Origin of the sequence: Pseudomonas sp. PGPPP1, assembly GCF_002255865.1 — a bacterium.
GTDB classification, from domain to species: domain Bacteria; phylum Pseudomonadota; class Gammaproteobacteria; order Pseudomonadales; family Pseudomonadaceae; genus Aquipseudomonas; species Aquipseudomonas cremoris.
Map to the genome: position 1 here is coordinate 1 of NZ_NKIG01000003.1, position 20,212 is coordinate 20,212.

General features: G+C 62.5%; 17 protein-coding genes. 12 read left to right on the forward strand and 5 right to left on the reverse strand.

Annotation, left to right across the window (positions count from 1 at the left end; translation table 11 throughout):
* Nucleotides 1–2,273, forward strand: a 2,273-nt coding sequence (ptsP, locus tag CFE47_RS06375; protein WP_286835985.1) for a phosphoenolpyruvate--protein phosphotransferase, incomplete at its 5' end; no start/stop codon positions are given.
* 90 nt (nucleotides 2,274–2,363) lie between these two features.
* On the opposite strand, the gene CFE47_RS06380 is transcribed toward ptsP, so the two are convergent.
* Nucleotides 2,364–3,110 (reverse strand): NRDE family protein, encoded by a 747-nt coding sequence (locus CFE47_RS06380; RefSeq protein WP_286835986.1) that lies wholly within the window; start codon nucleotides 3,108–3,110, stop codon nucleotides 2,364–2,366.
* Nucleotides 3,111–3,230: 120 nt separating this feature from the next.
* Here CFE47_RS06380 and CFE47_RS06385 point away from each other — a divergent pair, with 120 nt between their 5' ends.
* From CFE47_RS06385 to CFE47_RS06395, 3 genes are all read left to right on the forward strand, one after another.
* Nucleotides 3,231–4,013, forward strand: a complete 783-nt coding sequence (locus tag CFE47_RS06385) for a sulfite exporter TauE/SafE family protein (RefSeq protein WP_286835987.1) — start codon at nucleotides 3,231–3,233, stop codon at nucleotides 4,011–4,013.
* Nucleotides 4,014–4,078: 65 nt separating this feature from the next.
* Nucleotides 4,079–4,891: a prolipoprotein diacylglyceryl transferase gene (gene lgt, locus CFE47_RS06390; RefSeq protein ID WP_185709743.1), complete on the forward strand. Its 813-nt coding sequence runs from the start codon at nucleotides 4,079–4,081 to the stop codon at nucleotides 4,889–4,891.
* Between the two features lie 51 nt (nucleotides 4,892–4,942).
* The gene (locus CFE47_RS06395; RefSeq protein ID WP_286835988.1) at nucleotides 4,943–5,776 is read left to right on the forward strand and encodes a thymidylate synthase; all 834 of its coding nucleotides are present in this window, start codon (nucleotides 4,943–4,945) and stop codon (nucleotides 5,774–5,776) included.
* 133 nt (nucleotides 5,777–5,909) lie between these two features.
* On the opposite strand, the gene cadR is transcribed toward CFE47_RS06395, so the two are convergent.
* On the reverse strand, nucleotides 5,910–6,350 hold the full coding sequence (cadR, locus tag CFE47_RS06400; RefSeq protein ID WP_257783934.1) for a Cd(II)/Pb(II)-responsive transcriptional regulator: 441 nt from the start codon (nucleotides 6,348–6,350) through the stop codon (nucleotides 5,910–5,912).
* Nucleotides 6,351–6,435: 85 nt separating this feature from the next.
* On the opposite strand from cadR, the gene CFE47_RS06405 reads away from it, so the two are divergent.
* The 7 genes from CFE47_RS06405 (at nucleotide 6,436) to CFE47_RS06435 (ending at nucleotide 15,345) form a co-directional block, all read left to right on the forward strand.
* Entirely contained in the window at nucleotides 6,436–8,712 is a 2,277-nt protein-coding gene (locus CFE47_RS06405) for a heavy metal translocating P-type ATPase (protein WP_286835989.1), read from the forward strand.
* A 16-nt stretch (nucleotides 8,713–8,728) separates the two neighbouring features.
* Nucleotides 8,729–9,592, forward strand: coding sequence for a LysR family transcriptional regulator (locus CFE47_RS06410; protein ID WP_286835990.1), 864 nt, complete (start codon nucleotides 8,729–8,731; stop codon nucleotides 9,590–9,592).
* A gap of 119 nt (nucleotides 9,593–9,711) precedes the next feature.
* Entirely contained in the window at nucleotides 9,712–10,776 is a 1,065-nt protein-coding gene (locus CFE47_RS06415; protein ID WP_286835991.1) for a putative 2-aminoethylphosphonate ABC transporter ATP-binding protein, read from the forward strand.
* Nucleotide 10,777: 1 nt separating this feature from the next.
* A complete protein-coding gene (locus CFE47_RS06420; RefSeq protein ID WP_286835992.1) occupies nucleotides 10,778–12,490 on the forward strand; it encodes a putative 2-aminoethylphosphonate ABC transporter permease subunit in 1,713 nt (570 codons plus the stop codon).
* Nucleotides 12,491–12,509: 19 nt separating this feature from the next.
* Nucleotides 12,510–13,532, forward strand: a complete 1,023-nt coding sequence (locus CFE47_RS06425) for a putative 2-aminoethylphosphonate ABC transporter substrate-binding protein (RefSeq protein ID WP_286835993.1) — start codon at nucleotides 12,510–12,512, stop codon at nucleotides 13,530–13,532.
* Nucleotides 13,533–13,657: 125 nt separating this feature from the next.
* Nucleotides 13,658–14,791, forward strand: a complete 1,134-nt coding sequence (locus CFE47_RS06430; protein ID WP_286835994.1) for a TIGR03364 family FAD-dependent oxidoreductase — start codon at nucleotides 13,658–13,660, stop codon at nucleotides 14,789–14,791.
* Nucleotides 14,791–15,345, forward strand: coding sequence for a phosphonate degradation HD-domain oxygenase (locus CFE47_RS06435; RefSeq protein WP_286835995.1), 555 nt, complete (start codon nucleotides 14,791–14,793; stop codon nucleotides 15,343–15,345). Before CFE47_RS06430 ends, CFE47_RS06435 begins: the two co-directional genes overlap by 1 nt.
* Here the strand turns inward: CFE47_RS06435 and CFE47_RS06440 are convergent.
* Both CFE47_RS06440 and CFE47_RS06445 read right to left on the reverse strand, forming a co-directional pair.
* On the reverse strand, nucleotides 15,342–16,709 hold the full coding sequence (locus CFE47_RS06440; protein WP_286835996.1) for a DUF3482 domain-containing protein: 1,368 nt from the start codon (nucleotides 16,707–16,709) through the stop codon (nucleotides 15,342–15,344). The genes CFE47_RS06435 and CFE47_RS06440 overlap by 4 nt on opposite strands.
* Nucleotides 16,702–18,072 carry a DUF2868 domain-containing protein gene (locus CFE47_RS06445; protein WP_286835997.1) on the reverse strand — a complete coding sequence of 457 codons (1,371 nt, stop codon included), beginning with the start codon at nucleotides 18,070–18,072 and terminating at the stop codon, nucleotides 16,702–16,704. The genes CFE47_RS06440 and CFE47_RS06445 overlap by 8 nt, the downstream gene beginning before the upstream one ends.
* A gap of 69 nt (nucleotides 18,073–18,141) precedes the next feature.
* On the opposite strand from CFE47_RS06445, the gene CFE47_RS06450 reads away from it, so the two are divergent.
* Entirely contained in the window at nucleotides 18,142–18,654 is a 513-nt protein-coding gene (locus CFE47_RS06450) for a dihydrofolate reductase (protein WP_286835998.1), read from the forward strand.
* 96 nt (nucleotides 18,655–18,750) lie between these two features.
* Here the strand turns inward: CFE47_RS06450 and CFE47_RS06455 are convergent, their stop codons facing one another.
* Entirely contained in the window at nucleotides 18,751–20,142 is a 1,392-nt protein-coding gene (locus CFE47_RS06455) for an L-cystine transporter (RefSeq protein WP_286835999.1), read from the reverse strand.
* Nucleotides 20,143–20,212: the final 70 nt, after the last annotated feature.

The window sequence follows — 20,212 nt, forward strand, 5'->3', positions numbered from 1 at the left end:
ATACGCTGCGCAAGATCGTCCAGGAAGTTAACTCCGCCAAGGATCTCAAGGCGGCGTTGGGGATTATTGTGTTGCGCGTCAAGGAAGCCATGGGCAGCCAGGTCTGCTCGGTTTACCTGCTGGACCCCGAGACCAACCGTTTTGTGCTGATGGCCACCGAGGGCTTGAACAAGCGCTCCATCGGCAAGGTCAGCATGGCGCCCAATGAAGGTCTGGTGGGCCTGGTGGGGACGCGTGAAGAACCCCTGAACCTTGAAAACGCGGCCGATCACCCGCGTTATCGCTACTTTGCCGAAACCGGCGAAGAGCGCTACGCCTCGTTCCTTGGCGCACCGATCATTCACCACCGCCGCGTCGTCGGCGTGTTGGTTATCCAGCAAAAAGAGCGCCGCCAGTTCGACGAAGGTGAAGAAGCCTTCCTCGTGACCATGAGCGCGCAACTCGCTGGGGTTATCGCCCACGCTGAAGCCACTGGCTCGATTCGCGGCCTGGGGCGTCAGGGCAAGGGCATCCAGGAAGCCAAGTTCGTCGGCGTGCCGGGTTCGCCGGGTGCGGCGGTCGGTACGGCGGTGGTCATGCTGCCGCCGGCCGACCTCGATGTGGTGCCGGACAAGACCGTCGACGATATCGACGCTGAAATCAAACTGTTCAAGACGGCCCTGGAAGGCGTGCGCGCCGACATGCGCAACCTGTCGAACAAGCTGGCCACCCAGTTGCGCCCCGAAGAGCGTGCGCTGTTCGACGTGTACCAGATGATGCTCGACGACGCGTCCCTCGGGAACGAAGTCAAGACCGTGATCAAGACCGGCCAGTGGGCCCAGGGCGCGCTGCGCCAAGTGGTGACCGATCACGTCAACCGTTTTGAAATGATGGACGACGACTACCTGCGCGAGCGGGCCTCGGATGTGCGCGACCTGGGTCGCCGTCTGCTGGCCAAGCTGCAGGAAGACCGCACCACCAACCTGGTCTACCCCGACAACACCATCCTGATCAGTGAAGAACTGACCGCCACCATGCTCGGCGAAGTGCCAGAGGGCAAACTGGTGGGCCTGGTCTCGGTACTCGGCTCGGGCAACTCCCACGTCGCGATCCTGGCCCGAGCCATGGGCATCCCGACGGTGATGGGCCTGGTGGACCTGCCGTATGCCAAGGTCGATGGCATCGACATGATCGTCGATGGTCATCGCGGTGAAGTGTTCACCAACCCCAGCGACGTGCTGCGCAAGCAATACGCCGAAGTGGTTGAAGAAGAGAAGCAACTGGCGCTGGGCCTCGACTCATTGCGCGAGCTGCCGTGCGTGACCACCGACGGCCACCGCGTGCCGCTGTTGGTCAACACCGGCCTGCTGGCCGATGTGGCCCGTGCGCAACAGCGCGGCGCCGAGGGCGTGGGGCTGTACCGCACCGAAGTGCCGTTCATGATCAACCAGCGTTTCCCGAGTGAGAAGGAGCAGCTGGCGATTTATCGCGAGCAACTGCAAGCCTTCCACCCGTTGCCGGTGACTATGCGCAGCCTGGACATCGGCGGCGACAAGTCACTGTCGTATTTCCCGATCAAGGAAGACAACCCGTTCCTGGGTTGGCGCGGTATTCGTGTCACGCTCGACCATCCCGAAATTTTCCTCGTACAAACCCGCGCCATGCTCAAGGCCAGCGAAGGCCTGAACAACCTGCGCATCCTGTTGCCGATGATCTCCGGCACCCATGAGTTGGAAGAGGCGCTGCACCTGATCCACCGGGCCTGGGGCGAAGTACGCGACGAAGGCGCCGATGTACCGATGCCGCCGATCGGCGTGATGATCGAAATCCCGGCGGCGGTGTACCAGGCCAAAGAGCTGGCGCGGCAGGTGGACTTCCTGTCCGTGGGCTCCAACGACCTGACCCAGTACCTGCTGGCCGTGGACCGCAACAACCCACGGGTGGCCGACCTCTACGACTACCTGCACCCGGCGGTGCTGCAAGCCCTGCAACACGTAGTGCGCGACGCGCATGCCGAAGGCAAGCCGGTGAGCATCTGCGGTGAAATGGCCGGTGACCCGGCGGCGGCCGTGCTGTTGATGGCGATGGGCTTCGACAGCCTGTCGATGAACGCCACCAACTTGCCGAAGGTGAAGTGGATGCTGCGCCAGGTCGACCTGGGCATGGCCAAGGATCTGCTGGCGGAGTTGATGACCATCGACAACCCGCAAGTTATCCACAGCTCGTTGCAGTTGGCGCTGAAGAACCTGGGGCTGACGCGGATGATCAACCCGGCTTCTGCCAAAACTCTCTAGACCGTCATCGCAGGCAAGCCAGCTCCCACATTTGGAATGCATTCCCCTGTGGGAGCTGGCTTGCCTGCGATGAGGCCAGTACAAGCATCGCTAGATCTTGATTTCCACTTCGCCCAGCCGCCCACCATGCGGCCCAAAACTGCGCTCCACCATCCGCCGCGTTCCATCCGCATTCACAATCAACGCCGTACTCGCCCGCGTCCCATAGCTGGGGCTGGCTATAAACACGCTGGATAGCAGACTCTCGGTCGCCAACCCAACCCCGGTATCCGGCAAGTCTGCAAACGGCGCCGTCTGCGGGTCACTCAGAATCCCCAGCAATGCCTCCGGCTGCGGATCATCCAGCACCGCACTCAACGCCGCCTTGGCCTTGATCAACTTGGGCCAGGGCGTATCCAGCCCCGCGTTCGACAACCCATACACCCCAGCCTTCAACTGAGTCGGCTCGGTCTGGTTGGCGTTGTAATGCCACAGCTCATCACGCGTACCCACCAGCAGGTTAAACCCGGCATATTCAATGGAACGGCCGTTAACGTCGGCTAAATAGTCGTCAATCGGTTGGGTTCCATTGAGAAAGCGCGCCACCAACTCCCCACGCGACTTACGGGCCGGTGGCTGATGTGGGTCGCGGATGTTGGTGAGGGCAGCAAAGCGCCCATCGGCATTCACCCCCAGCCACGTACCACCCGCTTCCTGATCGCGGCCAGCATAAACGTCGGGGGCATCCAGCCACTGTGCCAGCGGCAGGCTGGGGCGGGCGTAGAACTCATCACGGTTGGCCGCGACGATCAGCGGTTGGGCATGGCCCGGCCGCCAGGCGAAAACAATCAGGCACATCAGGCGATCCCTTTTGTGTTTTTTGCCACTCTACGCACTCAGGCACAGGCGTTCCATCGTATCCAGTTGGGTCGCATGCCTTCCATCCGTTAACATGCCGGACTTGTCTGGGGGGCTCCCATGGAATTTCTGCTGTATTTAGCACTGGGCGCCTGTGCGGGCGTGCTCGCCGGGCTGTTCGGCGTGGGCGGCGGGATCATCATCGTGCCGGTGCTGGTGTTCAGCTTTACCTTGCAGGGTTTCGACCCGCAAGTGCTGACCCACCTGGCCGTGGGCACTTCGCTTGCGACCATCATCTTTACCTCGGTCAACGCCGTGCGCGAGCACCATCGGCGTGGCGCGGTGCGTTGGCCGATCTTTGTGTGGATGACCGTGGGTATCCTGGTCGGCGCTGGGTTTGGTGCGTTGACCGCCGAAGCGATTTCCGGCCCGAACCTGCAAAAAATCATCGGTGTGTTTGCCCTGCTGGTGGCCGTGCAACTGGCCCTGGAGGTCAAACCCAAGGCGAGTCGAACGGTGCCGGGCAAGGTCGGTCTGACCCTCGCAGGTACGGTGATTGGCTGGGCTTCGGCGATCTTCGGCATTGGCGGCGGCTCGCTGACCGTGCCGTTCTTGACCTGGCGCAGCGTGCCGATGCAACAGGCGGTGGCCACGTCTTCTGCCTGCGGCCTGCCCATCGCGGTGGCCAGTGCATTAAGTTTCATGATTCTGGGCTGGCAAGACCCGCTGTTGCCCGCTCATAGTCTAGGGTTCGTGTATTTGCCGGCGCTGCTGGGCATTGCCCTGACCAGTATGGTATTTGCCCGCTTCGGCGCGCGCCTGGCACACAAGTTGTCACCGCGCTTGCTTAAGCGGTTGTTCGCCGGGCTGCTGTTCTGTGTCGGCTTAAACTTTTTGTTGTAATGCAGGCTTAATCGCGGCCCGGCATGGTCCGGTCGCTATAACGAATGATTTAACGAGGAGTCGCAATGCTGCCTTACCCGCAGATCGACCCGGTGGCCTTGGCCATCGGTCCGCTGAAAATCCACTGGTACGGGTTGATGTACCTGATCGGCATCGGCGGTGCCTGGTTCCTGGCCTCCCGACGCCTGAACCGGTTCGACCCGACCTGGACCAAGGAGAAGCTCTCCGACCTGATTTTCTGGTTGTCGATGGGGGTGATCGTCGGCGGGCGCCTCGGGTATGTGCTGTTCTACGATCTTCCCGCCTACATCGCGCAGCCAACGCTGATTTTTGAAGTGTGGAAAGGCGGCATGGCGTTCCACGGTGGGTTTATCGGCGTGATGATCGCCGCCTGGTGGTTTGGCCGTCGCAACGGCAAGTCGTTCTTCCAACTGATGGACTTCGTCGCGCCCATGGTGCCGATTGGCTTGGGGGCTGGGCGTATCGGCAACTTTATCAACGCCGAACTGTGGGGCAAGCCGACCGACTTACCGTGGGCCATGATCTTTCCGCCGTTCAGCGACCCGGCACAATTGCCGCGCCATCCGTCGCAGCTGTATCAATTCGCGTTGGAAGGCGTGGCGCTGTTCCTTATCCTCTACATCTTCTCGCGCAAGCCACGCCCTACCATGGCGGTGTCGGGCATGTTCGCGCTGTTCTACGGGATCTTCCGCTTCATCGTCGAGTTCGTGCGCGTGCCGGATGCACAGCTGGGCTACTTGGCGTTTGGTTGGGTGACCATGGGCCAGATCCTCAGCTTGCCGATGATCCTCGGCGGCCTGGGCTTGTTGTGGTGGGCGTACAACCGTCCGCAGCCTATCAAGAGCGCGACGCTTTAAATTCGAATGCCGGGGCCTCCAGGTTCCGGCTTCAACGATACGGGTACCAAAATGAAGCAATATCTCGAGCTACTGAACGACGTCGTGACCAATGGATTGACCAAGGGCGATCGCACCGGCACCGGCACCAAGGCCGTGTTCGCCCGTCAGTATCGGCATAACTTGGCCGACGGCTTCCCGCTGCTGACCACCAAGAAGCTTCACTTCAAAAGCATCGCCAACGAATTGATCTGGATGTTGAGCGGCAACACCAACATCAAGTGGCTGAATGAAAACGGCGTGCGCATCTGGGACGAATGGGCCACCGAAGATGGCGACCTCGGCCCGGTGTACGGCGAGCAGTGGACTGCCTGGCCAACCAAGGACGGCGGCAAGATCAACCAGATCGACTACATGGTCGAGACGCTGAAGACCAGCCCCAACAGCCGCCGCATCCTGTTCCACGGCTGGAACGTCGAGTACCTGCCCGACGAAACCAAGAGCCCCCAGGAAAACGCACGCAACGGCAAGCAAGCCCTGCCGCCGTGCCACCTGCTGTACCAGGCGTTCGTGCACGACGGTCACCTGTCGATGCAGTTGTACATCCGCAGCTCCGACGTGTTCCTCGGCCTGCCGTACAACACCGCTGCCCTGGCGTTGCTCACCCATATGCTGGCGCAGCAGTGCGACCTGATCCCCCACGAGATCATCGTCACCACGGGCGACACCCACGCCTACAGCAACCACATGGAACAGATCCAGACCCAACTGGCGCGCACGCCGAAGAAGTTGCCGGAGCTGGTGATCAAGCGTAAACCTGCGTCGATCTATGACTATAAGTTCGAAGATTTTGAGATTGTGGGTTACGACGCTGATCCAAGCATCAAGGCTGACGTCGCTATCTAAAGGCTGCCTTGGTCATAAAATGTGGGAGCTGGCTTGCCTGCGATTGCGGTGGATCAGCGACATAGATGTCGCCTGACACTCAGCCATCGCAGGCAAGCCAGCTCCCACAGTTTGATTCGGTTTTCACCCCTGGCTAGTGACCATGGCTTCTGCCCACATGCGAAGGCTCCGCCTCGCTGGCCGCCACGCTCCCGCTGACCTCCAGCCGCTGCAAAATCCCGCATTGCTCCCCGCCGCCGCAGCGTTGGCGCAGGTCCAGCAACTGTTCCTGCAACGCCAGCAGCCCATCGATCCGCGCTTTGACATGGTGGATATGCTCGTCGATCAACGCATTCACACTCTCGCACTGGTCCTGGGGACTGTCACGCAAACCCAGCAGGCTGCGGATCTCCTCCAGCGTCATGTCCAAACTGCGGCAGTTACGGATGAAGATCAGCCGTTCGGTATGCGCCTGGGTATACACGCGGTAGTTGGCGTCGGTGCGCGCCGGAGGCGGCAGCAGGCCTTCCTTCTCGTAGTAACGGATGGTTTCTACCGGGCAGTCGGTCAGTTTGGCCAGTTCGCCGATCTTCATTGCAGCAATCTCCAGATGGGTGCTTGACCCTATAGTGGCTACAGGGTCTTTACTTGGCAACAGGCACCTTTACGGACGCGACAGAATGAGCGATTCCATCCACACCCCGAATAAACATGATCACAACCACGATCATGGTCATGACCATAGCCACGACCATGGCCCCAAACTGACGCCGGTCAAAAAGCACGACCATGCGGGCGACTCCTGCTGCTCCGGTGCTGCGGCGCCTGCCGTTGTCACGCTCAGCGAAGCGCCGACCGCCGGCTCGCGTGTGAGCACTTTCCGCATCGAAGCCATGGACTGCCCCACCGAACAGACGCTGATCCAGAACAAACTGGGCAAGCTCGCAGGCGTGCAGCAACTGGAATTCAACCTGATCAACCGGATTCTCGGCGTGACCCACGACCTGCCGAGCACCGCGCCGATCATCGAGGCGATTAAATCCATCGGCATGCAAGCCGACCCGATTGAAGACGGTGCCCCGGCTGCCGCGCCACCGGCCAAGAAACACTGGTGGCCGCTGGCATTGTCCGGCATCGGTGCACTGGGTGCCGAGGTGCTGCACTTCACCAATGCCGCGCCCACCTGGGTGATTGCGTTGGTGGCGTTGGTGTCGATCCTCAGCGGTGGCCTCACCACCTATAAAAAGGGTTGGATCGCCCTCAAGAACCTCAACCTGAACATCAACGCGTTGATGAGCATCGCTGTCACCGGCGCAGTGCTGATTGGCCAGTGGCCGGAAGCGGCGATGGTGATGTTCCTGTTCACCGTGGCCGAGCTGATCGAAGCCAAGTCCCTGGACCGTGCGCGCAACGCCATCAGCGGCTTGATGCAAATGACCCCGGAGCAGGCCACGGTGCAACAGGCCGATGGTTCGTGGGCGGAACAGGAAGTTAAAAGTATCGAATTGGGCGCAATTGTGCGGGTAAAACCCGGTGAGCGCATCGGCCTGGATGGTGAGGTCACCGCTGGTCAATCCACCATCGACCAAGCGCCGATCACCGGTGAAAGCCTGCCGATTGAAAAGACCGTGGGCGATAAAGTCTTCGCCGGGACGATCAACCAGGCCGGTTCCCTTGAATACAAAGTGACCGCTGCGGCCAACAACTCCACCCTGGCGCGCATCATCCACGCGGTGGAACAGGCCCAGGGCGCGAGGGCGCCGACCCAGCGGTTTGTCGACAGCTTTTCGAAGGTCTACACCCCGGCGGTGTTCCTGTTTGCGCTAGGCGTGGCGTTGATTCCACCGCTGTTCATGGCCGGCGCGTGGTTCGACTGGATCTACCGCGCCCTGGTGCTGCTGGTGGTTGCGTGCCCCTGCGCGCTGGTGATCTCGACCCCGGTAACTATCGTCAGCGGCCTGGCGGCGGCAGCGCGCAAAGGCATCTTGATCAAGGGCGGCGTGTACCTGGAGGGCGGTTACAAGCTCGATTACCTGGCCCTCGACAAGACCGGCACCATTACCCACGGCAAACCGGTGCAAACCGATTACCTGGCGCTGTTCCCCAACGTCGAAGACAGTGCCCCGGCCTTGGCTGCCAGTTTGGCTGGGCGTTCCGACCACCCGGTGTCGCTGGCTATCGCCAATGCGGCTGTGGATAAAAACCTGCCAAGCCACGTTGTGGATAACTTTGAGGCCCTGGCCGGTCGCGGTGTGCGCGGCGATATCAACGGCGAAACCTACCACCTGGGTAACCACCGCCTGGTGGAAGACCTTGGCCTGTGCTCACCGGAGCTGGAAGAGAAACTCTTCGCCCTGGAGAAACAAGGCAAGTCCGTGGTGCTGCTGCTCGACAAGTCCGGCCCGCTGGCACTGTTTGCCGTGGCCGATACCGTCAAGGACAGCAGTCGCGAAGCGATCCAGCAGTTGCATGAGTTGGGCATCAAGACCCTGATGCTCACTGGCGACAACACCCACACCGCCCAGGCGATTGGTGCCCAGGTCGGCATCGACCAGGCCCAGGGTGACTTGCTGCCCACCGACAAACTGCAGGCTATCGAAACCCTCTACGGCCAAGGCCATCGTGTGGGCATGGTCGGCGATGGGATCAACGACGCACCGGCCCTGGCCCGCGCCGAGATTGGTTTTGCCATGGCTGCTGCCGGCACCGACACCGCCATCGAGACCGCCGACGTGGCCTTGATGGACGATGATTTGCGCAAGATTCCGGCATTCATTCGGTTGTCGCGGCAAACGTCGAGTATCCTCAAGCAGAACATCGCCCTGGCGCTGGTGATCAAGGCGATCTTCCTTGCGGTCACCTTCCTGGGCATGGCCACCATGTGGATGGCGGTGTTCGCCGACATGGGCGTGAGCCTGTTGGTGGTGTTCAATGGCCTGCGCTTGCTGCGCAAATAGAGGATGAGAGGGTGGTGTGCTGAGTGCCGAGCTAAAGGCTTTTTTCATGGTTGCCCGCCTGGGCAGCATTACCCAGGCGGCGAAAAAACTCGGCCTGAGCCAGCCCACGGTCACCACCCAGATTCGCAACCTGGAAAGCCAATACGGCGTTGAACTGTTTTATCGCGGTGGCCGCCGCCTCACCGTCAGCGACGAAGGTGCGCGCCTGCTGCCGATGGTCAAGGCGCTGTTGCAGCAGGAAGCGGACATCGAGTTTTTCCTGCGTAACAGTGGTCAGGTCCAGGGCGCGCTGAGGATTGCCGCGACGGCGCCGTATTACATCCTCGACCTGGTCAAAGCCTTTCGCGAACGCCTGCCGCAGGTTGAGGTGTCGGTGGAGATTGGCAATTCCCAGCAGGTGCTCGAAGCGCTGGATGACTACCGCGTCGACGTGGCTGCATCCTCGCAGTTGCTGGAAGATCCCCGCCTGATCCGCCGCGTGCTGGGCACCGACCCGCTGGTGCTGGCGGTGCATCGCAACCATCCCCTGGCCAAGCTCGACCATGTGCCGCTCAGCGCGTTGGCTGGGCACACCTTGTTGATGCGTGAAGCGGGCTCGACCACGCGGCGGTTGACCGAGGGGATGCTGCAGGGCGCCAACGTGAGTTACGGGCCGCTGCTGGAGATCGGCAGCCGTGAATCGATCCGCGAGGCGGTGCTGCGCAATATCGGCATCAGCATCATTGCGCGCCAGGAAGTGCCCCATGACCCGCAGCTGCGCGTGTTGACCATCGAGAATGCGCCGCAGATTCCGGAGTATCTGTACTGCCTCAAGGAAAGAAAGGGCGCGCGGTTGCCGGCGGCTTTTCTGGGGTTGGCGCAAGAAATGTCACCCCTCTGACCGAGGCCCGCTCACTACAAAATTCACCAATACCACTATCACCCGCTTTTGCCTTCCTGCCACATGAGCGACGCATTGCCTGCCTAGCATGGCCTTCATCAGTTTGATGAGGTGCCCCCATGAGCACAGTCCTGACCCAGCCCGGCGCGCCAATGAAGGTGCGCGGTGTCCAGAAACGCTTCGGCGCCTTTACTGCGCTGGACAACGTCTCCCTGGACGTCGCTGCCGGGGAGTTGGTGTGCCTGCTGGGCCCGTCCGGCTGCGGCAAGACCACCTTGTTGCGTTGCATCGCTGGCCTGGAGCGCCAGGACAGCGGTGAACTTTACCTGGGCGAGCGTGACGTTTCCCTGCTGCCTCCCCAAGCGCGCGACTACGGCATTCTGTTCCAGTCCTACGCGCTGTTTCCCAACCTGACGGTAGAGGCGAACATCGGCTACGGCCTCACCGGCAGTGGCCGCGATGAAGTGCGCAAGCGCGTCGGGCAGATGCTCGAGCTGGTAGGCCTGGTGGGCAGCGAAAAGAAATACCCCGGCCAACTCTCTGGTGGCCAGCAACAACGCGTTGCCCTGGCCCGTGCGCTGGCGCCGGCGCCTTCTTTGCTGTTGCTGGATGAGCCGATGTCCGCCCTTGATGCCCGCGTTCGTGAGCATCTGTGCACCGAGCTGCGCCAACTGCAGCGTCGCCTGGGCATCACCACATTGATGGTCACCCACAACCAGGACGAAGCCATGTTGATGGCCGACCGCATCGCCGTGATGAACAACGGCAAGGTCGAGCAATACGCCACGCCCCAGGAAATCTACGACCGCCCGGCCACACCGTTCGTGGCGGAGTTTGTCGGCCAGGGCAACTGGCTGCCGTTCAGCCGCAACAGCGCCAGTCACGCCCAGGTCGGCGGGATGAACATGCGCCTGGCCGAGGATGCTGGCGTGGCCAAGTCCGGTCGCTTGTTCTGCCGCCCGGAAGCCATCAGCGTCAACCCGCCGGTGCATGAAGAAAACCTGTTCCCGGCCAAGGTCCGCGAGATCACCTTTCTCGGTAACCGTTGCCGCATGAGCTTCGAGTTGGAGCAACTGCCCGGCCACCCGCTGCTGGCCGAGCTGGCTCCGGAGGCCATGCCGCGCCTGGGTGCCCAAGACATCTGGGTCGCCTTGCCGCCGCGCAGCCTGCAGGTGTTTGCCTGAGATGGCCGCTGTCATGACCTTGCCCGTTGCGCGTCAGGTGTCTCGCGCCGAACTCGGCGACCGTCTCTTCGTGGTCGGCGGCAAGCTGCTCTGGCTGTGCCTGCTGGGCGTGGCGGTGTTGCTGCCATTGCTGGCGATTTTCTGGCGGGGGTTCAGCAGTGAAGCCGGGCAGGGCGGAGGTCTTGTCGCCGCACGGGAGTTGGTAACCAGCGCCAATTTCCACTGGCTGCTGGGCAATAGCCTGAAAGTTTCCCTGAGTGTGGCGGCCATTGTCGTACCGCTGGCCTACCTGTTTGCCTACGCGTTGCAACGCACGCTAATCCCCGGCAAGGCGATTTGGCGCGGTATGTCGCTGCTGCCCCTGATGGCGCCGTCGATGTTGCCGGGCATCGCGCTGGTCTACTTGTTCGGCAACCAGGGCATGTTGCGTGGGTTGCTCTCGGACAATATCTACGGCTTCTGGGGCATTGTGCTGGGTGAAGTGATCTACACCTTCCCACATGCCTTGATGATTCTGCTGTCGGCGCTGTCCTTGGCCGATGCGCGGCTGTTCGATGCCGCCTCCAGCATGGGCGCCAGCCCGGCCCGGGCGTTTCGCAGCATTACTTGGCCGGCCACGCGCCAGGCGGTGTTCGCCGCGTTTTGCCTGGTATTCACGCTGACCATCACCGATTTCGGCGTACCTGTTGTCGTTGGTGGCGACTACCAAGTGCTGGCGCTGGAAGCCTACAAGGCAGTCGTTGGTCAGCAACAATTCGGTCGCGGCGCGTTGATCGGCATGGTGTTGTTGCTGCCGGCGCTGTTCAGCTTTGGTGTGGATGCCTGGCTGCGTCGCCGTCATGGCGATTCCATGAGTGGTCGCGCCCAAGTGTTTCAGCCGGCACCGTCGCGTTTGAGAGACGGCTGCTACCTGGCCATCGTGTTGCTGATCTGCGCGGTGTTGCTGCTGGTGTTCGGCATGGCGGTGTATTCGTCACTGGTGAAGTTCTGGCCGTACAACCTGTCGCTTTCGCTGAATCACTACCAGTTTGAAGACACCGCCGGCGGTGGCTGGTTGGCCTATCGCAACAGCCTCACCATGGCTCTGTGCACGGCGCTGATCGGCAGTGTGCTGATCTTCACCGGCGCCTACCTGATGGAAAAGACCAAGGAGCAGAAGGGCTTGAACCTGGCGCTGCGCATGCTCAGCTTCGTGCCGATGGCCGTACCCGGGCTGGTGCTGGGGCTGGGCTACGTGTTCTTTTTCAACCTCAACGGCAACCCGCTGCATGTGTTCTACGGGACCATGACCCTGCTGGTGGTGTGCACCATTGCGCATTATTTGACCACCGCACAGATGACCGCCACCACGGCCCTGCGCCAGCTGGATGCCGAGTTCGAAGCCGCCGCGTTGTCCCTCAAGGCGCCGCTGTACCGTCACTACCTGAAAGTCACGGTGCCGATCTGCTTGCCCGCCTTGCTGGACATCGTGCGCTACCTGTTTGTGTCGGCGATGACCACCGTGTCCGCCGCGATCTTCCTCTACAGCCCCGACACCATCCTCGCCGCCGTCGCCGTGCTGAACATGGACGACGCCGGCAACGTGGGCGGTGCGGCGGCCATGTCCACCCTGATCCTGTTCACCTCGGCCGGCGTCTCGCTGCTGCTGGCGTGGGCTTCACGTGGCGCACTGCGTCGCTCCCAAGCCTGGCGCCAAACCGCGCCCGGCCAATAATCCCGATAGGAGGTGTTGCATGTTCAAGCCCCTGGCGCTGGTCGCTGCCGTACTGTCTGCATTCAGCCTGAATGCCTTCGCCAAGACCGATCTCACGGTGTACACGGCCCTCGAAGCCGAGCAGTTGAAGACCTACAAGCAAGCATTCGAAAAGGCCAACCCCGACATCGAGATCAAGTGGGTGCGTGACTCCACCGGGATCATCACCGCCAAGCTTCTGGCCGAGAAAGACCGTCCGCAGGCGGATGCCGTTTGGGGCCTGGCTGCCTCCAGCCTGGCGATCCTGGACCAGCAGGGCATGCTGGATAACTACGCGCCGAAGGACCTGGACAAGATCGGTAAAAACTACCGTGACCCTGCCAACCCACCGGCCTGGGTCGGCATGGACGTATGGGCCGCGACCATCTGCTTCAACACCGTCGAAGCCGAAAAGCAGGGCCTGACCAAGCCGGTGAGCTGGCAGGACCTGACCAAGCCTGAGTACAAGGGCAAGATCGTGATGCCTAACCCGGCCTCATCCGGCACGGGCTTCCTGGACGTGAGCGCCTGGCTGCAAACCTACGGTGAGAAGCAGGGCTGGCAGTACATGGACGACCTGCACCAGAACATCGGCCAGTACGTTCACTCCGGTTCCAAGCCGTGCAAGCTGGCGGCATCCGGCGAGTTCCCGATTGGGATTTCGTTTGAGTACCCGGCGGTGCAGTTGAAACGCCAGGGCGCGCCGCTGGACATCATCCTGCCCAAAGAAGGCCTGGGTTGGGACATTGAAGCGACGGCTGTGATGAAGGGCACTGCCCATGCGGACGCCGCGAAGAAGCTGGCCGACTTCTCCGCCAGCCCCGCTGCGATGGAGTTGTACAAGGACAACTTCGCCGTACTTGCCCAGCCGGGGATTGCCAAGCCGCAGACCGAGTTGCCGGCGGACTACGAACAGCGCCTGATCAAGAACGACTTTGCCTGGGCGTCGAAGAACCGCGACAGCATCCTCACCGAATGGCGCAAGCGCTATGACGGGAAGTCGGAAAAGGTAGCCGGTCAGTAAGGTTTTCGTTAGGGCTATTGGCCTCTTCGCGAGCAAGCCCGCTCCCACATTTGAATGGGTTCACAAGTCAAACTGTGGGAGCGGGTTTGCTCGCGAAGGCGGCTTCGAATTCAGGGCATCACTTCATGACACAACAAAATGATCTGCTGATCGTGGGCGCCGGCATCCTCGGCCTGTCCCACGCCTACGCCGCCGCCAAACGCGGCCTCAAGGTCAAGGTCTTCGAACGCAGCGCCACGCCGCTGGGCGCTTCGGTGCGCAACTTCGGCCAGGCCCTGGTTACCGGCCAACCGCCGGGCGCGATGCTCGACCTGGCGCGGGAAAGCCGCGATATCTGGGGCCATTGGGCCCAGGTCGCTGGCCTGCAACTCAAGCGCAACGGTTCATACCTGTTCGCCCGCACCGAAGCTGAAGAGCATCTGCTGGAAGCCTTCTGCGCCGATCGTGCCCAGGCGCACGGCTACAACGTGGAGTTGCTGCAGGGCGCAGCCATGAAGGACTTGTACGGCGGCCAGTTCCGCCATCATCGCGCTGCGTTGCATGGCCAGGATGACCAGCAACTGTATTCGCGGGAAGCGATCCCGGCGTTGATCCACTACCTCAGCCAGGAATTGAACGTGGAGTTTCACTTCTCCACTCTGGTGCGCGACGTCGAACCCGGCCAGCTTCACAGCACAGCAGGCAGCTTTCGCGCAGAGCAAATCATCGTGTGCTCAGGCCACGACTACCAAACCCTGCTGGCCGGCGCGATGGCCGAGCTCAACCCGAGCATCTGCCGCCTGCAAATGTTGCGTGCCCGGCCCGCGGTCAATCTCAACCTGCAACACGCCTTGCTCACCGGCCTGAGTTGCGTGCACTACGGCGCCTTCGCCGATCTGCCCGAGGCTGCGGCGGTGCAGGCGCAGATCCTGCGCGACGCACCGCACCTGCATGAACACGGCATCCACCTGTTGATCAGCCCTACGCCCCATGGCGAACTGATCATCGGCGACTCCCATGACTACGGCAGCGATGCCTCGCCGTTCAATGCCGAGCGGGTGGATGACTGGATGATCGAGTTGGCCGAGCAGACCCTGGGCTGCAAGATCCAAGTGGTGGAGCGTTGGCAGGGTGTGTACGGCTCACGCGGGCCGGGGCCGTTCTCGTTCCTGCGCGCCGCACTGGGAGTGAGTGCGGCGTTGATGCACACGGGTGTGGGCATGAGCGTCGGGCCGGCGCTGGCCGAGCGTAACATCAGCACTTTGTGGGGAGCCGTGTGATGAACCCGGAACAGGCAATTGCCGACGTGTTCGGCTTGTACGAGCAACACGGCGCGGCGGATTACATCGGCGAGCCGGTGTCGCAGATCGAGCATATGTCCCAGGCCGCGCAACGGGCGATGGCCGAGGGCTTTGACGATGAAGTGGTGCTGGCGGCGTTTTTCCACGACATCGGGCACCTCTGCGGGCAGGGCGGCGACAATATGGGCGGCTACGGTGTCGTCAGCCATGAACGGCTGGGGGCGGATTATCTACGTCGCGCAGGCTTCAGCGAGCGCATGGCCAAGCTGGTGGAGTATCACGTGCAGGCCAAGCGTTACCTGACGTTCAGCCAGCCGGACTATTACGCCCGGTTGAGCGAAGCCAGTCGTCGCACCCTGGGTTACCAGGGCGGCGTGATGAGTGCCGAAGAAGCGCAGGCGTTTGAGCAGGACCCGCTCTGCGCAGTCAGCCTGCGCATGCGTCATTGGGACGAGCAAGCCAAGGAAATGCACGTGCCGGTACTCGACCTTGAAGTACTCAAGGCTAAGGCCCGGCAGATGCTGGCCGCTTAGGTTTCGTCGAGGCGCTGAGCCAGTGCTTCGACTTGTTCCTGACGCTCGGCCTGGCTCAGTTTGGCGTGGGGATTGAGGGACGACCACTGCGGGTGAGCACGGGCTTTGTGCAGCGCGTCCGGCAATTTGCCTTCGCGCCAGGTTTTGTCTTGGGGCGTGTCGACCTTGATGCTGTGCATCGCCGCGTGGCCGCGCAGGTTCAGGGCCTTGAGCAGCTGGCGTTGGCGCAGGGCGAGCAGGCGCAGCACGCTGTCGTCCACGGTCAGCTCGCGTTGGCCCTTGATCTTGCCCAGCAGGCGGCTGCCGTAGCTGCGTGCGGTTTGCAGCGCGCCACCGGCAATCGCACCCGCCAGGGCGGCGGCGCCCAGCGTTAAACCGCCAACCAATAGGTCCACACCCGCACCGGCGGCTGCGCCAGCGGCGATCCCGCCGCCGACACGCACGCCGAGTTGCTTTAGCGTCTCGGGGTTGAACAGGTCATCGCCCCAGCGGCCGTCCAACAATGGCAGGTCGCTGGCGGCAGCGTCTTGTGGGCGGAAGCCGAACAGTTTGAGCAGCGCTTCCACGCATTTTTGTTCGCGCTGGCGCACGGCCTTGCGCAGCTCGCCGATGGCGTGTTGTTCGTCCTCGGTGACTACGCTGCGGCGGCACGCGGCGCAGTCGATCAGCAGCTCGGCAATCAAGCGGGCGGCGCTTTGCTGGCGGGCTTGGCGCTGAGCTTCCTGGTCGAGAATCAGCCGCTCCAACTGCGGGCGCGCGCTTTCCAGCAGCAGGGCGAGGCTTTCATAGAGGCGCCGTTCGCCATCTTCCGGCGGCGCCACGCTGTCGAAGCGCACCAGCGCATGCAGGCCCAGGCGGGCCAGGGCTTCACGCCAATCCGGCTCGCGGTGGTCGCTGCTGCTCACGAAGTTGAGCACCGGCAGCAACGGCTTGCCGCAACTGGCCAGCACTTGCAGCTCGTCACGGTACTTGGCCAGCACCGGTTCGCGGGCGTCGATCACATACAGGCCGGCGTCGGAGGCCAGCAACTGGCGCAGCACCTTGGCCTCCTGCTCGAAACGCTGGCGTGCTTCGCTACCTTCGAGGAAGCGCGCCAGGCGGGCCGGGCCGTCGAGGCGTTCGCCAGGGCGGTCCAGACGCTCCAGGTAATCGAGCAGGGCGATGGCATCTTCCAGGCCGGGCGTGTCGTACAACTCCAACAGCGCTTCGCCATCCACCGACAAGCGCGCACCTTCGACATGCCGCGTGGTGCTGGGGCGATGGGAGACCTCGCCGAAGCCCACGTCGCGGGTCAGGGTGCGCAGCAGGGAGGTCTTGCCGACATTCGTGTGGCCGACCACGGCGAGTTTCAGCGGTTTAGTCATGACCAGTCTCCAGCCAGTTCAGCGGTGCGCTGTCGGCGAAGGGCAGCTCCAATTGCTGCAGCGCGGCGTGCCAGTCGCCCAAGCGCTCGGCATCCAGGGCTTGGCCGGGCGGGGCTTGCAGCAGCCACACCCGTGTTTCGGTGGCGCTGCGCGCCAGCTCGGCGATCAGCGCCAGGCTGCCGCGATCCGGCGAGCGACGTGGGTCGCAGGCGATGGCCAGGCGTGCGGGCGGGAAGCGCGTGAGTTGTTCCAGCAACTTGTTGCGCGATTCGCGGCTGTCGAGAATGCCGGCGTTGTTCACGCTGGCGGGCAGCTTGGGCGGCCACGGGTGCTGGTCGTCCAGCTCGATGGCCACCAGCAGCGCGCCGTCGCTGTGCAGTTCGCTGACGCCGCCGGTGACGTGGTGCAGTTGATCGGGAGCGGCGTCGTTGACGCCGAGGCGTTCGCTGCTGGGCATCAGGCGTTCGCGCAAATGACTGTAGCCGGGCAGGTTGAGGTCCAGGCGCAGGGCGGCGCGCCCGCGTTTCCAGCGCCACAGGCACAGCAGGGCGAGGATCAGGCGCGGCAGCAGGCCATAGACCAGCAACACACCCACCAACCAGGCGGCCCAGGCTTGGCGAGCGCTTTCGATATTCAGGGCAGAATCGCCGCTGGCGCGGATCATCTCGACGGTGGGCACGTTGAAGCCCAGCAGGGCGGGCAGGGTGCCCAATGCCTGCGTCACAGCGACGAAGGTGTCGGCACTGAGAATGGTGGTTTCCCACACAAAGCCGTAGCGGCGTGTGGCAAGCAGCGTAAGAAGAATCACCAGTGCGCTGAGCAATGCCAGCAACCAAAGGCTGTTGACCAGCACGCCGACGGCCCAGCGGTTGAGCTTCTGGCGTTGCAGCAGCAACAAAAGCGCGGGCGCCAGTTGCGCGGCCTTGGCGTCACGGGCGAGCTTTTCGCTGAGCCACAACCACAGGCGCCCAAGACTGGCGCCATGCTCGCCGGCAAACAGTAGGCCCAGGGCCCAGCTGATCAGCAGGATCAGATTCAAGCCGAGCAGGCTGCCCAGCGCCCAGAACACATTCACCGGGGTCAGGCCATTACCCAGCGCGGCAAAAGCCAGGCCGGCGCCGCTGACCACTGCGACGATCGCCAGCAGCACCAGCGCCAGGCGTGCCCCTTGCAGCCAGCGGGTGAGGGCGACTGTCAGGCCATCACGTTCGGCCAGGTGCAAGGCGCGCTGTTGAATGCGCGTCGGCAAATCGCCACCGGCCGCGCGGGCCAGGCGGTTGGCTTCCAGGTCTTCCAGGGGCCCTGCGTGTTCTTCGCGCAGGCGCACGGTTTCTGTCAGCCAGAGTGTGTGCAGAGGAGTCACGCGCTGTCCTGTTGTGTTTGTGAGCCTGGAGCATAACCCCTGGCTCGGGGCTCTGGTATTCTCGTCGCCATGAAAAAAACTCTCCCTTTAAGCCTGATCGCAGCCCTCGGTGAAAACCGCGTGATCGGCGTCGACAACAGCATGCCCTGGCATTTGCCGGGCGATTTCAAATATTTCAAGGCCACCACGCTTGGCAAGCCGATCATCATGGGGCGCAAGACCTGGGACTCCCTGGGCCGACCGTTGCCGGGGCGCTTGAACATCGTGGTCAGCCGTCAGACCGATCTGACGCTTGAAGGTGCGGAAGTTTTTCCGTCGCTGGATGCAGCGGTAGAGCGTGCCGAAGAATGGGCGCTGGCGCAGGGCGTGGATGAACTGATGCTGATCGGCGGCGCGCAGTTGTATGCGCAGGGGCTGGAGCAGGCGGATCGCCTGTATCTGACGCGAGTGGCGCTGAGCCCGGAAGGGGATGCTTGGTTTCCGGAGTTTGATCTGGGGCAGTGGAAGCTGGTGTCGAACCTGGAGAACCCAGCCGAGGGTGACAAACCGGCGTACAACTTTGAGGTTTGGGAAAAAGCCTAAGAGCTTCGCGAGCAAGCCCGCTCCCACATTTGACCGAGTTCTAACATGAGAATGTGGTCAAAATGTGGGAGCGGGCTTTCTCGCGAATGCGGTCTATCAGGCCTGCGCTAAATCAGCATGCTCATCGGCATCCAGCAGCGCCTTGTCCGTCTGACCCATGATCTGGCTGGTAATCGCCCCCGCCGTCATCGAGCCGTTCACGTTCAGCGCCGTACGGCCCATGTCGATCAGCGGCTCTACCGAAATCAGCAGCGCCACCAGTGACACTGGCAAACCCATGGCCGGCAGCACGATCAACGCGGCAAACGTCGCACCGCCGCCAACGCCGGCAACCCCAGCCGAACTCAACGTCACAATGGCCACCAGGGTCGCGATCCACAGCGGGTCCAGCGGGTTGATGCCCACGGTCGGCGCAACCATCACCGCCAACATCGCAGGGTAAAGACCGGCGCAACCGTTCTGGCCGATGGTTGCACCAAACGAGGCAGCGAACCCGGCGATGGACTGCGGGATGCCTAGGCGGCGGGTCTGCGCCTCAATGCTCAGCGGAATGGCTGCGGCGCTGGAGCGGCTGGTGAAGGCAAATGTCAGTACCGGCCACACTTTGCGGAAGAAGCGCAGCGGGTTGATGCCGGCCAGGGAGAGCAACAGGCCGTGCACCACGAACATCAGGCCCAGGGCCAGGTACGACACCACCACAAAACTGCCGAGCTTGATGATGTCCTGCAGGTTGGAACCGGCGACCACCTTGGTCATCAACGCCAATACACCGTAGGGCGTGAGCTTCATCACCAGGCGCACCAGGCGCATCACCCAGGCTTGCAGGGTGTCGATGGCGTTGAGGACTTTCTGGCCTTTTTCCACGTCATCCTTGAGCAATTGCAGCGCGGCAACCCCCAGGAATGCAGCAAAAATCACTACGCTGATGATCGACGTCGGCTTGGCCCGGGCCAGGTCGGCGAACGGGTTCGACGGCACGAACGACAGCAGCAGTTGCGGGATATTCAGGTCGGCGACCTTGCCCGCGTAGTCACTCTGGATCACTTGCAGGCGTGCCATTTCCTGGGTGCCGGCCACCAGGCCTTCGGCGGTAAGGCCGAACAGGTTGGTCAAGCCGATGCCGATCAACGCCGCAATGGCAGTGGTGAACAGCAGGGTGCCGATGGTCAGGAAGCTGATCTTGCCCAGGGACGCAGCGTTGTGCAGACGGGCCACAGCGCTGAGGATCGAGGCAAATACCAGCGGGATCACGATCATTTGCAGCAATTGCACATAGCCATTGCCGACCAGGTCAAACCAGCCGATAGAGGCCTTGAGCACCGGGTTGCCGGCGCCGTAGATCGTATGCAGCGCCACACCAAACGCCACGCCCAGCACCAAGGCAAACAACACCTTCTTGGCCAGGCTCCAATTGGTACGTCGGGTTTGTGCCAGGCCCAGTAACAGGGCCACGAACACCAGTAAGTTGAGAATCAGGGGCAGATTCATTGAAGCTCCGTAAGAGGCTGCCAATCGCGTGAGCCTGCGATTGCGAACCGGAAAGCCTAACAGCTTGATA